Below are 12,356 nucleotides of genomic sequence, written 5' to 3' on the forward strand. Positions count from 1 at the left end.
GCATCTCCGGGGAGTGGTCACCAGCGGACCGGGAGGTGGCGGACGCCTCGGAGGAGGAGGCCGGGGATCCATTCCCAGGGAGCGGCCCGGGGGTCGAGTTCCAGGCCGGGGAAGCGGTCCAGGAGGGTTCTGAGGGCGATGCGGCCCTCAAGGCGGGCCAGCGGGGCGCCCAGGCAGTAGTGGATGCCGTGTCCGAAGGCGAGGTGGCCCTTGGTCTCCCGGCGGACGTCGAAGCGGTCGGGGTCGGGGAAGCGGGCCGGGTCGCGGTCAAGGGCGCCGATGCCGACGAGGACGTACTGTCCGGCGGGGATCTCCCGGCCGCCGATGACGACGGGCTCGCGCGTGAAGCGGAAGGTGCTGGTCTCCACCGGCCCGTCGTACCGCAGGGACTCCTCGATCGTGGCGTCGAGGAGCGCCGGGTCGGCGCGCAGGGCGGCGAGCTGCTCGGGGTGGGTGAGCAGGTTGCGGACGGTGTTGGCGATCAGGTTGACGGTGGTCTCGTGCCCGGCGATGAGCAGCAGATAGGCCATGGCCCGCAGTTCGGGCAGGGAGAGCCGGTCGCCGTCCTCGGCGCGGGCGGCGATCAGTCCGGAGAGCAGGTCGTCGGCGGGTCCGGCGGCGCGCTTGTCCTCGATGAGTTCGTCGAGGTATCCGGCGAATCCCTTCATGGCGGTTTCCGTGCCGCGCTCGTCGGCCGGGGTGACCAGTTCGTGGGACCAGCGGCGGAAGGTGTCGCGGTCCTCCGCGGGCACCCCGAGGAGTTCGCAGATGACGATGATCGGCAGCGGGTAGGCGAAGGCGTCGACGAGGTCGGCGCGCCCCGAGGGCTCCATCGCGTCGGCGAGTTCCGAGGCGAGGCGTTCGACGCGGGGGCGCAGGGCCTCCACGCGGCGGGCGGTGAACTCGCCGGTGACGAGGCGGCGCAGCCGGGTGTGGTCGGGGGCGTCCGCGCCGAGGAGGTGGACGCCGATGATGTCCTCCTCCGGCGGCCGTACGCCGATCACGGACGGGGACTTGGCGAGCCGGGGATCGGCGAGCGCGGCCCGCCCCTCCTCGTGGCCGACGACCAGCCAGAACTGGAAGCCGTCGGGGACCCGCACTTCGTGGACGGGTCCGGCTTGGCGGAGCTTCGCGTAGAAGGGGTACGGGTTCGCGGTGAAGTCCGCGCCGTACTCCTCCAGTTCGATGACGGACATCGCTCCACCCTACGGGGTGCCGCCCCGTTCCTCGTCGAGGAGATCGGCGTCGTGGACGAGCAGGGCGATCTGGACGCGGTTGTTGAGGCCGAGTTTGGCGAGCGCCCGGGAGACATGGGTCTTGACGGTGGGGACGCTCATGTAGAGCTCGGCGGCGATCTCGGCGTTGGACAGGCCCCGGCCGACGGCGACGGCCACTTCCCGCTCCCGGTCGGCGAGTTCGGCGAGGCGTCCGGCCGCGGCGGCTTTCGGGGACCGCTCCGGCCGTCCCGAGACATGGGTCATGAGCTGGCGGGTGACCGCCGGGGAGAGCACGGGGTCGCCCGCGGCGACCCGGCGGACGGCGGCGACGATCTCGGCGGGCGGGGTGTCCTTGAGGACGAATCCGGCGGCGCCCGCGCGCAGCGCGCGGAGCACCTGCTCGTCCGCGTGGAAGGTGGTGAGGACGACGACCTCGGGGGCGCCGGGCCGGGCGCGCAGGAGTTCGGTGGCGGTGAGTCCGTCGACCTGCGGCATCCGGATGTCCATGAGGACGACATCGGGGGCGTAGCGGGAGACGAGCTCGGGGACCTCGTGGCCGTCGGCGCCCTCGCCGACGATCTCCAGGTCCTCGGCGCCGCCGAGCATGAGGGTGAGGCCCGCGCGGACCAGGGGGTCGTCGTCGACGATGAGCAGCCTGATGGTCATGGGGGCCACGGTAGCCAGGCGTGGAGGGAGAACCCGCCGCCGGGGGCGGGGCCGTGTTCCAGTCGGCCGCCGGCGAGGGCGGCGCGTTCGGAGAGGCCGATGAGTCCCTGTCCCGAGCCGGGGACGTGCGGGACGGGTCCGGCGGGTGCCGGGTTGTGGACGTCCACGGTGAGCCCTTCGCCGGGGCGTCCGCGCACGGTGACGGTGACGGTGGTGCCGGGGGCGTGCTTGCGGGCGTTGGTGAGGGCTTCCTGGGCGATGCGGTAGACGGTGCGGCCGGTGGCGGCGGGCACGGCGGCGGGGTCCTCGACGGTGGTGTCGAGGACGATGTCCGCCCCGGCTTCCCGGGACTCGTCGACCAGCGCGCCGAGGGTGGCGAGGGTGGGCTGGGGGCGGTGGCCGCCGTCGTCGGGGGCGCGCAGGACGCCGATGATCCCGCGGAGGTCCTGGAGGGCTTCGTGGGCGCTGTCGCGGATGACTCCGGCGGCGCGGGCGACCTGTTCGGGCGGGGCGTCGGGGCGGAACTCCAGGGCTCCGGCGTGCACGCTGAGCAGGGTCAGCCGGTGGGCGAGGACGTCGTGCATCTCGCGGGCGATGGCCTCGCGGGCGAGCCGCTGGGCCTGTTCGGCGCGGAGTCCGGCCTCGGCCTCGGCCCGGCGGGCGCGTTCCCTGAGCGCCTCGACGAGCAGACGGCGGGAGCGGACGAGCATCCCCCAGGCGGTGACGAGGAGGATGAGGACGAAGCCGATGGCGAGGCCGAGGCCGACGTCCAGGGTGGGGTCGGGCCGGACGAAGACCTGGGCGACGGAGGCGGCGGTGGCGAGTCCGCCGATCCAGGCGACCTCGCGGAAGGGCCGCCGCACGGCGACGCTGAACAGGGCGGCGAGCAGCGCGCCCGCTGCGACCGGTTCGACGACGCTGACCAGGGAGAGGCCGACGGCGAGTCCGACGGGCCAGCGGCGGCGCAGCCAGAGGGCGCAGCAGGCGGCGGCACCGGCGAGCTGGTCGACGAAGACGGCGGTCTCGCCGGTGTACTGGGCGCTGCCGTCGACGACGAGGAGGCCGAAGAAGGCGGCGAGGAGGAAGAGCGTGGTGTCCACGATCCAGTCGCGGACGGTACGGCGGGGCCGGGGCGCCCCGCTCCCGCCCGGTTCGACCAGGTGGGAGGGGAACAGCCAGCGCTGCCGGTCCGTACGTGTCATGGCGGCAATCTATGCGGCCGGGGGCCCGGTGCCGGGCACGAGCGGCGGGGACGCTACCGAAGTCGCGGGAGTCGATACTTCGGTAGCGGTGCCGTGGACGGGGGACGGACGCGGGTGTTCCCCTGACCGGGTCATGATCACAGCATGAAGCGATTTCTTGAGGTCACCGGTTTCCTGCTCGCGGTCTTCGGCGCTGCCGGGGTGGTGCGCGAGCTGACGGACGGCTGGTTCCGGTTCATGGGTGCGACGCGGTTCCTGACCGAGAACGTGGGGTTCCTCCAGGGCCGGGAGCTGTTCGCCAACATCGTGATCGTGGTCCTCGGCGTGGTCCTGATGATCGTGTCGGACCGGGTGCGGAAGTCCTGACGGGCCCGGTCCGGGTCTGCGGAGCACGTGCGGGAGCCCGCCGGACCCGGTCCGGGTCTGCGGAGCACGTGCGGAAGCCGGCCGGACCCGGTCCGGGGGTCAGGTGCTCGCCGAGTCGAGTCGTGTCACCTCGGCGAGGTGCTCGGACATGCGGTGGGAGACCGAGCCGGTGGTCCAGAGGACCGCGCCGATCACCGCGAAGGGCACGGAGCCGCCCGCGAGTCCGAGGAGCAGCGGCCAGTCGCGTTCCTCGACGCAGCTCTCGTCGTGGACGTAGGAGCTGGTGAGGAGCGCGGGGCAGGGGCTGCCGCCGTCCTCGGGCCCGTAGGGGGTGAGGAGGAGCACCCCGAGCCAGACCCAGCCGAGGGCGGCGACGGTGAGCAGCCCGAGGCCCCAGCCCTGGGTGCGTCGGGCGCGGGCGCGGAAGGCGTTGTCGTACGGGAGTGAACGCATGGCCGTAGAACCTACCCGGCGGCGGAGTCCGCGGCCCGGCGGCCCCAAGTGGTGCCCGCCAGCACGAGGATCGCGCCCGCGAGGCCGAGGACGCCGGGGCGGTCACCGGCGACGGCGATGCCCAGGGCGGCGGCCCACAGCGGTTCGGTGCCGAGGAGCAGGCTGACCCGGGACGGGGAGGTGCGGCGGACCGCCCACATCTGCACGAAGAAGGCGAAGAGGGTGCAGAAGACGGAGAGGAAGAGCAGTCCGGCCCATTCGCGGGGGCCGAAGTCGAGGGCGACCGTCCAGGGTGCGGCGCCGGTGCCGGGGAAGGCCGCGATGACGGCGAAGACGGCGACGGCGGAGCCGAGCTGCACGGTGGTGAGGGAGAGCGAGTCGGCCGAGCGGACCGCCTTGATCCGGGACATGGCGAGGACGTGGACGGTACGGGCGAGCGCGGCGAGGAGCATGAGCAGGTCGCCGGTGGAGGGCGCGGTGAAGCCGCCGCCCTGGGTGAGGAGCACGACGCCGGTGACGGAGAGCGCGGCGGCGCCGAGGAAGGCGCGGGGCGGCCTGATCCGGGTCACGGCGGCTTCGGCGAGCGGGGTGAAGATCATGGTGAGGCTGATGATCAGGCCCGCGTTGGTGGCGGAGGTGTGGACGACTCCGTAGGTCTCCAGGAGGAAGATCCCGCCGAGGATCAGTCCCAGGGTGGCGGCGCCCCGCCACTGGGGCGCGGTGAGCGCCCGGAGCCTGCTCCATCCGGCGACGACGAGGACGGGCAGCACGACCGCGAACCGCAGCACGAGGACCGCGATGACGGTGTGGCTGGTGGTGATGCCCTTGGCCGACAGGTAGCTGGCGCCCCAGACGACGGCGACGATCAGGACGGGCAGGTCGGTGAGCCAGGCCCGGCGGGGGGCGCCGAGCGGCAGGGGGGTGGCGAAGGAGGACGAAGCTGCCATATCGGTCCGGTCTCCAACTCATCGGGAGGGGTGGAGACTTCTGCGGCTCGCACTCGGAGCGATCACGGTACCGGGGTCGGCGTGTGGTGACTACACCCTTCCGCCGCCCCCGGCCCGGAGCCGCCGGATCGTGGCCATCGGCCGCCCGGGGGCCGGTCCCCGGGCGCCTGATGCCTGATGCCTGACGTCAGGCGTCAGGCGTCAGGCGTCAGGCGCCGGGCTTCGGGCATCAGGCGCCGGGCTTCGGGCATCAAGTGCCGGGCTTCGGGCGTCGGGCGTCGGCTCGAAAGCCGTCGTACGCGGTTCAGAAGCTGCCGTACGAGGGGCGGCCCTCGCGTTCGTAGGTGAGGAGGACGACGCCCGTGCTGGTGACGCTCGTCTCCGTGGTCCGGAAGGCGGTGGGGCGGACGCCGTCGGAGAAGAGACGGCGGCCCGAGCCGAGGACCACCGGCAGGACGGCCAGGTGGAGGGTGTCGACGAGGTCGTGGTCGAGGAGGGTGCGGGCGAGTCCGGCGCTGCCGTGCATCTGGATCTCGCCCTCGGTGCGCTCCTTGAGGGCGGCGACCTCGGCGACGGCGTCGCCGCGCAGCAGGGTGGTGCCGGACCAGTCGGCGGAGTCGAGGGTCGTGGTGGCGACGTACTTGGGGAGGGCGTTGAGCTTGGCGGCGACGGGGTCGGCGGCGTCGGTGCGCTGCGGCCAGTACCCGGCGAAGATCTCGTAGGTGCGCCGCCCGAGGAGGAAGGCGGTCGGCCGGGCGAAGATCCCGGTGATGAACCGGCCGAAGTCCTCGTCGTCGTAGGGAACGGACCAGCCGCCGTGCGCGAAACCGCCGCTGGCGTCCTCCTCCGGACCGCCGGGGGCCTGGTGCACGCCGTCGAGGGTGAGGAACTGGGTGAGGCTGAGCGTGGCCATGGTGGCGCCTTTCGTATCGGTCCCGTACTTCTCGTCCCTTACGACCGGCGGACCCGGCGGAAGTCATCGGTGTCCGCCCCTCCGGTCTTCGGGTCGGCGTCCGATGCCCGCCAGCGCTCCGGGGCCCGGAGGCATTCCATTGAACCCGCAAGCACTTCTGGCTTCTTCTTCCACGGAGGTTTCGGGATGTCCGCGATGAACGGAACGGCGGTCCTGGTGACGGGCGGCAGCAGGGGGATCGGCGCGGCCACCGCCGTCCGGCTGGCCCGGGAGGGCGCCGACGTCGCCTTCACCTACGTCCGGGACGAGACGGGCGCCAAGGAGGTCGCCGCGCGGATCGAGGCGGTCGGCCGCCGGGCGCTGCCCCTGCGGGCGGACGCGGCCGACGCCGGGGACGCGGCGGGCGCGGTCGGCTGGGCGGTGGACGCGCTGGGCCGTCTCGACGTGCTGGTGAACAACGCGGGCGTCGGGGTCCTGGGCCCGCTGGAGTCCCTGTCGCTCGCGGACGTGGACCGGGTCCTCGCGGTGAACGTCCGGGCGGTCTTCCTCGCCTCGCAGGCGGCGGCCGCGCATCTGCCCGAGGGCGGGCGGATCGTCACGGTCGGCAGTTGCATGGCCCTGCGGGTGCCGGGGCCGGGCGGGACGCTGTACGCGATGAGCAAGGCGGCGCTGACCGGTCTGACGAAGGCGCTGGCGCGGGACCTCGGTGGGCGCGGCATCACCGCGAACCTGGTCCACCCGGGTCCGGTGGACACCGGCATGAACCCGGCGGACGGACCGCACGCGGACGGCCAGCGGGCCCTGACGGCACTCGGCCGCTTCGGCACCCCGGAGGAGGTGGCCGCGATGGTGGCGTTCCTGGCCGGTCCCGAGGGCCGGTACGTGACGGGCGCGGAGTTCTCGGTGGACGGGGGGCACGCGGCCTGAGGCCGGGGCGGTCATCAGGGTGAACCCGGGGCCGGGGCCCACCGGGCCCCGGCCCGCCCCATGACCAGGGGCGGACCGAGCCTCAGGAGGAGGAAGGTCAGCCGCCCAGTTCCTGGTGGCGGGCGACGAGCCGTGCCGTACCGGCGTCGGTGAGGGAGCCGAAGAGGCGGAGGCGCGAGATGCCGCCGTCCGGGTAGATGTCGATGCGGACGCGCGAGCCGACCGCCGGGGCGTCGAGGACGAAGCGGTGGTTGGTGTCGGGCTGGAGGCGCGTGCGGGGCAGGACCTCCGTCCAGTCCTCGGAGCCCCGGGCGGCGACCGAGAGCGCGGCCCAGCCGGCGCTGTTGCCCTTGAGGTAGGCGGTGTCGATCTCGACGGCGCGGATCTCGGACTCGGCGGCGAGCTGGTAGCGGATCCAGTCGTTGCCCTTGTCGCGGCGGCGGCGGGTCTCCCAGCCGTCGTCCATCTTGCGGGAGCGGCCGGGCTGGATGGTGTGGGTCGCCGGGGAGTAGAAGCGGTCGGAGGCGTCCTCGACCTGGCCGCCGTTCTCCAGGGCCGCGAGGTCGAAGGTGCCGAGGACGCCGAGCCAGTACGGGTCGGGGGCGACTTCGCCGTACACGCGGAGGCGGGCGATGCCGCCGTCGGGGTGCTGGTTGACGCGCAGGTGGGTGAAGCGCCGTGCGACGTCGACGGCGAAGCCGTTGGCCGCGTGGCCGCCGACGGCGGTGCGGGGGACGAGGGTCGTCCACTTGACGTCGTCGGCGAGGAGTTCACCGGGCGACGGCGAGCCGGGCAGCGAGGTGGCCTCGACGGAGACGGCCTGCGGGTAGTTGCCCCGGAAGTGGGCGGTGTCGACGAGGACGCCCCGGACGACACCGGGGGCACCGAGCCGGACGAGGGCCCAGTCGTGGTCGTCGTCGGTGGGGTGCGGCTCCGCGGCGGAGACGCCCCGGCGGCGGCGGGTCTCCCAGCCGTCCATGATCTTGCCCTTGTGGCCGAAGTGCTCGGGGTCGAACTCGGCCGCCCCGGGCTTCAGCAGGTTCTCGCGCTCGGCGAAGAACTCGTCGTTGGCGGCCACGACGCCCGCGCCGAGACGGCGGTCGGCGAGGTCGGCGTACCGGGTGAAGGAGAAGTCGGCGGTGCGGTAGTCGGCGTAGGGGTCGCCGCCGCCGTAGGGGCTTGCGTCACCGGTGAAGGCGGGTATCGCGGACACGTCAGGTGGTCCTTTCGAGGAGGCGGCCGGTGGGCTCGGCGAGGGTGCCGCGGTCGGCGATCCGCTCGCCGCGCAGCCAGGTGGAGGTGACGACACCGCTGAGGGTCCTGCCCGCGTAGGCGGTGATGCGGTTGCGGTGCTGGAGTTCGGCGGGGTCGACGGTGAAGGTGGCGTCCGGGTCGAGGACGGCGAAGTCGGCGTCGCGTCCGGCCGCTATGGCGCCCTTGCGGTGGAGTCCGGCGAGCCGGGCGGGGCCCTCGGACATCCAGCGCACGATGTCCTCCAGGGTGTGGCCCCGGCGGCGGGCCTCGGTCCAGACGGCGGGCAGGCCGAGCTGGAGGGAGGAGATGCCGCCCCACGCGGACGCGAAGTCGGGCGTCTTCAGGTCGGTGGTGGAGGGCGAGTGGTCGGAGACGACGCAGTCGATCGTGCCGTCGGCGAGGCCCTGCCAGAGCGCGTCCTGGTTGACGGCCTCGCGGATGGGCGGGCAGCACTTGAACTCGGTGGCGCCGTCCGGTATCTCCTCGGCGGTGAGGGTGAGGAAGTGCGGGCAGGACTCGACGGTGATCTTGACGCCCTCGGCCTTCGCGGCGGCGATCAGCGGCAGCGCGTCGGAGGAGGACAGGTGCAGGACGTGGACGCGGGCGTTCAGTCTGCGGGCCTGGTTGATCAGGTTCTCTATCGCGGTGTTCTCGGCGTCCCGGGGTCGCGAGGCGAGGAAGTCGGCGTAGGCGAGGCCGGGCGTCCGGGGCGCGGCGGCGAGGTGGTGCGGGTCCTCGGCGTGCACGATCATCAGGCCGTCGAAGCCGGAGACCTCGGCGAGCGAGGTGGCGAGGCGCTCCTGGTCGAGTTCGGGGAACTCCTCCACGCCGGAGGGCGAGAGGAAGCACTTGAAGCCGAAGACCCCGGCGTCGTGCAGCGGGCGCAGGTCCTTGACGTTGTCGGGCAGGGCGCCGCCCCAGAAGCCGACGTCGACGTGGGCCTTGGCGCGGGCGACCTCCTGCTTGACGCGCAGTCCGGCCACGGTGGTCGTGGGCGGCAGCGAGTTGAGGGGCATGTCGAGCAGGGTGGTGATGCCTCCGGCGGCGGCGGCGCGGGTGGCCGTCCAGAAGCCCTCCCACTCGGTGCGGCCGGGGTCGTTCACATGGACGTGGGTGTCGACGAGACCGGGCAGGACCACGTCGTCGCCGACGTCCTCCAGCCGGGCGCCGGGGGGCGTCCCGGCGTCGTGCGGCAGCACGGCCGCGATCGTCCCTCCGGAGACGGCGATCGACGCCGGGCGCGTCCCCTCGGGGGTGATGACGCGTGTCGAGCGCAGGACCAGGTCGACGTCCACCCGTACCCCTTCCTTCCAGTGCTTCGGCGGAATCCGCCACCAGGGAATTCAACGAACTGTTGAAGGAGTCTTCACTTCCGGACGACACGCCGTCAAGGGCACGCCCCCACCGCCGGGCCCGCCCGGACCCCGCTCGGGCATTTCCACGAAGTGGAATGTAAATTTCGTACAGTAGAACGTAGCTCCGCACATGCGGGAGCGCACCGGACCGCCCCGGACCGTCGGTCACACCGGACAAACACCCCCTGACCGGCGCGGACGCCGAGCCCGGGACCGTGTGCCCCGGCCGGGGGCGCCCGGTAGGCTGCAGCCTTGCCCGCCTGCCCCGAAAGGACCGTTGACGTGCCGACGTCCAGCGCCAGCACCACCGACGCCGCCAAGCCCGCCGCGAGCGGGGGCGTCCAGTCCCTTGAGCGTGCCTTCGACCTTCTGGAGCGGATGGCCGACGCCGGTGGCGAGGTCGGGCTGAGCGAGCTCTCCGTCAGCAGCGGACTGCCGCTTCCCACCATCCACCGGCTGATGCGCACCCTGGTCGCCTGCGGCTATGTGCGCCAGCAGCCCAACCGGCGGTACGCGCTCGGCCCCCGGCTCATCCGGCTCGGCGAGTCCGCCTCCCGCCTCCTCGGGACCTGGGCCCGCCCCTATCTGGCGCGGCTCGTCGAGGAGACCGGCGAGACGGCCAACATGGCGCTGCTCGACGGGGACGAGATCGTGTACGTGGCGCAGGTGCCGTCCAAGCACTCCATGCGCATGTTCACCGAGGTCGGCCGACGGGTGCTGCCGCACTCGACCGGGGTCGGCAAGGCGCTGCTCGCGCACACCCCGGCGGAGGAGGTCCGCGCGCTGCTGGCCCGTACCGGTATGCCCGCCGCGACGGAGAAGACCATCACCACGCCGGACGGCTTCCTGGACGCGCTCGTCGCGGTCCGCGAGACCGGCTACGCGATCGACGACAACGAGCAGGAGATAGGGGTCCGCTGCCTCGCGGTGCCGGTGCCGGACTCCCCCACCGCGGCGGCCATCTCGATCTCGGGCCCGGCGGGGCGGGTGACCGAGGCGGCCACGGAGAGGATCGTCCCGATCCTCCAGCAGGTCGCCCGCGAGCTCTCGGCGGCCCTGGCGAACACCTCGGGCGGCACGGGAGCCTGAGACGCCGGTACGGCTCCGAACCGCACCGCCCCGGTCCGAGGCGGAGCCGTACCGCCCCGAACCGCCCGGGACTCCCCGGCCGAACGCCCGACACCCGGCCGGGTCCGGCGCGGGGCGCGTACGGCTCGGCGCGTGGACGACGCGAGCCCCCACCGGCGCGGGCGAGTGACCAGCATCGGACCGGACCGTGACCGGTATCAGGCTGTGACGGGTTCGGTCAGGCGGCCGTCCTGGACGGTGACCACGCGGTCCGCGCGGGCGAGGTGCGTACGGTCGTGGGTGACGAGCACGGTCGCCGTGCCGCGCTCCCGCGTCAGGCCCGCGAGCAGTTCCACCACCGCCTCGCCGCGCTCGTGGTCGAGCGCGCTGGTCGGTTCGTCGACGAGGAGCACCGAGGGCTCGTTCATCAGGGCCCGCGCGATGTTGACGCGCTGCCGCTGGCCGCCGGACAGCTGGTGCGGGCGGCGTCCCGCGAGATCGGCGAGACCCACCGCGTCCAGCAGTCCGAGGGCCCGGCTCCGCGCCTCCTTCGGCGGCCGGCCGGACAGATGGGCCATGACCTGGAGCTGTTCGGCAGCGGTCAGGGAGGGCAGCAGATTGGGCTGCTGGAAGACGATCCCGATCCGCTCCCGCCGCAGCGCCGCCCGCCCGGCGGAGTCCAGCGTCGCCGTGTCCGTACCGGCGATCTCGACCCGGCCCAGGTCCGGGGTCACCAGGGTGGCGGCGACGGCGAGCAGGCTGGACTTGCCGGAACCGGAGGGTCCGACGACCGCCGTGAGCGTTCCGGCGGGGACGTCGAGGGAGACGGAGTCGAGGGCGGTCAGCCGCCCGTCGCCGTCGGGGTAGGTGAGGGTGACGGTGTCGAGGACGAGGCTCATCGGGCGCTCCCGAGGGCGGTGAGGGGGTCGACGGCGGTGATCCGCCGGATGGACAGGGCGGCGCCGAGGACGCCGAGCAGCACGAGCACGGCGGCGGGCCCGAGGACGGTGAGCGGTTCGAGGACGAACGGCACGTTCCCGCCGCTGACCAGCGCCCCGATGCCGACGGCGAGCGCGGTGCCGAGGAGCGTTCCGGCGGTCAGCATGAGGACGGCCTGTCCGAGGGCGTCCCTGAGGAGGTACGGGGTGGAGGCCCCGAGCGCCTTGAGGACGGCGACGTCACCGCTGCGCTGGATGGTCCAGACGGTGAAGAAGGCCCCGATGACCAGCGCGGAGATGGCGAAGAGGAAGCCGCGCATGAGCTGGAGCGAGCCGTTCTCGGCCTGGTAGGAGCCGATGGCGGTGAGGGCTCCGTCGAGGGTCCGCGCCTCGGTGCCGAGGGCCTTGTCCCCGGCCGCCCAGTCGGTCCCGCCGTTCCCGTTCAGCGCGACGACGGTGGCCTGCTCCTCCGGGCCGGTACCGCTGTGGCCGAACTTCTGCCAGTCGTCGAGGGACGTCCAGACGACCGGGGTGTGGCTGTACGAGGCGTCGCCCGCGACGGCCGCGACGGTCAGTTCCAGGGGGCCGAGCCGGACGGCGTCGCCCGCCGAGACGCCCAGTTCCCCGGCCGCCGACCGGGACAGGACCACTCTGCCGGGGCCCACGGCGCCGGGCGCGAGTCCCGCTCCCGGCGCGGAGCCGAAGGCGGAGACGGCGGCGGTGCGGTCCCCGGCGGCGGCGTCGAGCGTGCGGATGCCGAGGGGCTCGGCGGAGGTCACTCCTGGCCGCTCCGCCCACGCCCGCCACTGCCGCTCGGTCACCGTCGAGTTGGTGAACGAGGCGGACTGCCCGGACGGCGGCGCGGCGAAGGCGAGCCGGTCGGCGGACAGGCCGGTGATCGCGGAGATGTTCTCCCGCGCGAGCCCGGCGGTCAGCCCCGACAGCAATCCGACGAGCAGGGTGATCAGCACGATCACGGTGCCCATGAGGGCGAACCGCCCCTTGGCGAACCTGAGGTCTCTCCATGCCACGAACATGCTCACCAGAGTG

The 12,356-nt window shown here is 73.5% G+C and carries 13 protein-coding genes; 3 read left to right on the plus strand and 10 right to left on the minus strand.

The features are described 5' to 3' along the window. Positions 1 to 17 precede the first annotated feature (17 nt). Genes ACIO92_RS04010 through ACIO92_RS04020 form a run of 3 tightly spaced genes read right to left on the minus strand, consistent with a single transcriptional unit; the run spans position 18 to position 3,085 of the window. Positions 18 to 1,196, minus strand: a complete 1,179-nt coding sequence (locus ACIO92_RS04010) for a cytochrome P450 (RefSeq protein WP_402280914.1) — start codon at positions 1,194 to 1,196, stop codon at positions 18 to 20. Positions 1,197 to 1,205: 9 nt separating this feature from the next. Continuing rightward, on the minus strand, positions 1,206 to 1,883 hold the full coding sequence (locus ACIO92_RS04015) for a response regulator transcription factor (protein WP_366445160.1): 678 nt from the start codon (positions 1,881 to 1,883) through the stop codon (positions 1,206 to 1,208). Then, positions 1,880 to 3,085, minus strand: coding sequence for a sensor histidine kinase (locus tag ACIO92_RS04020; protein ID WP_401237618.1), 1,206 nt, complete (start codon positions 3,083 to 3,085; stop codon positions 1,880 to 1,882). The genes ACIO92_RS04015 and ACIO92_RS04020 overlap by 4 nt, the downstream gene beginning before the upstream one ends. A gap of 144 nt (positions 3,086 to 3,229) precedes the next feature. On the opposite strand from ACIO92_RS04020, the gene ACIO92_RS04025 reads away from it, so the two are divergent. Then, positions 3,230 to 3,451, plus strand: a complete 222-nt coding sequence (locus ACIO92_RS04025; RefSeq protein ID WP_366445158.1) for a hypothetical protein — start codon at positions 3,230 to 3,232, stop codon at positions 3,449 to 3,451. 99 nt (positions 3,452 to 3,550) lie between these two features. Here ACIO92_RS04025 and ACIO92_RS04030 read toward each other — a convergent pair whose 3' ends face one another. From ACIO92_RS04030 to ACIO92_RS04040, 3 genes are all read right to left on the minus strand, one after another. Continuing rightward, positions 3,551 to 3,904, minus strand: a complete 354-nt coding sequence (locus ACIO92_RS04030; protein WP_366445157.1) for a hypothetical protein — start codon at positions 3,902 to 3,904, stop codon at positions 3,551 to 3,553. A gap of 11 nt (positions 3,905 to 3,915) precedes the next feature. After that, a complete protein-coding gene (locus tag ACIO92_RS04035; protein WP_366445156.1) occupies positions 3,916 to 4,851 on the minus strand; it encodes a DMT family transporter in 936 nt (311 codons plus the stop codon). Positions 4,852 to 5,155: 304 nt separating this feature from the next. Further along, entirely contained in the window at positions 5,156 to 5,764 is a 609-nt protein-coding gene (locus tag ACIO92_RS04040; RefSeq protein WP_401237621.1) for a dihydrofolate reductase family protein, read from the minus strand. Between the two features lie 186 nt (positions 5,765 to 5,950). Here ACIO92_RS04040 and ACIO92_RS04045 point away from each other — a divergent pair, with 186 nt between their 5' ends. Next, positions 5,951 to 6,691 (plus strand): SDR family NAD(P)-dependent oxidoreductase, encoded by a 741-nt coding sequence (locus tag ACIO92_RS04045; RefSeq protein ID WP_401237623.1) that lies wholly within the window; start codon positions 5,951 to 5,953, stop codon positions 6,689 to 6,691. Positions 6,692 to 6,788: 97 nt separating this feature from the next. Here ACIO92_RS04045 and alc read toward each other — a convergent pair whose 3' ends face one another. Continuing rightward, positions 6,789 to 7,904 (minus strand): allantoicase, encoded by a 1,116-nt coding sequence (alc, locus tag ACIO92_RS04050; protein ID WP_402280910.1) that lies wholly within the window; start codon positions 7,902 to 7,904, stop codon positions 6,789 to 6,791. Position 7,905: 1 nt separating this feature from the next. Continuing rightward, complete coding sequence (gene allB, locus ACIO92_RS04055) at positions 7,906 to 9,240, minus strand: allantoinase AllB (RefSeq protein ID WP_402280908.1); 1,335 nt, start codon at positions 9,238 to 9,240, stop codon at positions 7,906 to 7,908. 342 nt (positions 9,241 to 9,582) lie between these two features. On the opposite strand from allB, the gene ACIO92_RS04060 reads away from it, so the two are divergent. Next, complete coding sequence (locus ACIO92_RS04060; RefSeq protein WP_366445151.1) at positions 9,583 to 10,389, plus strand: IclR family transcriptional regulator; 807 nt, start codon at positions 9,583 to 9,585, stop codon at positions 10,387 to 10,389. A gap of 197 nt (positions 10,390 to 10,586) precedes the next feature. Here the strand turns inward: ACIO92_RS04060 and ACIO92_RS04065 are convergent, their stop codons facing one another. Together ACIO92_RS04065 and ACIO92_RS04070 are read right to left on the minus strand one after the other, a co-directional pair. Next, a complete protein-coding gene (locus ACIO92_RS04065) occupies positions 10,587 to 11,267 on the minus strand; it encodes an ABC transporter ATP-binding protein (protein WP_402058458.1) in 681 nt (226 codons plus the stop codon). Beyond that, positions 11,264 to 12,343, minus strand: coding sequence for an FtsX-like permease family protein (locus ACIO92_RS04070; protein ID WP_366445149.1), 1,080 nt, complete (start codon positions 12,341 to 12,343; stop codon positions 11,264 to 11,266). The genes ACIO92_RS04065 and ACIO92_RS04070 overlap by 4 nt, the downstream gene beginning before the upstream one ends. Positions 12,344 to 12,356 lie beyond the last annotated feature (13 nt).

Source organism: Streptomyces sp. NPDC087215 (genome assembly GCF_044744885.1).
Lineage (GTDB): Bacteria > Actinomycetota > Actinomycetes > Streptomycetales > Streptomycetaceae > Streptomyces.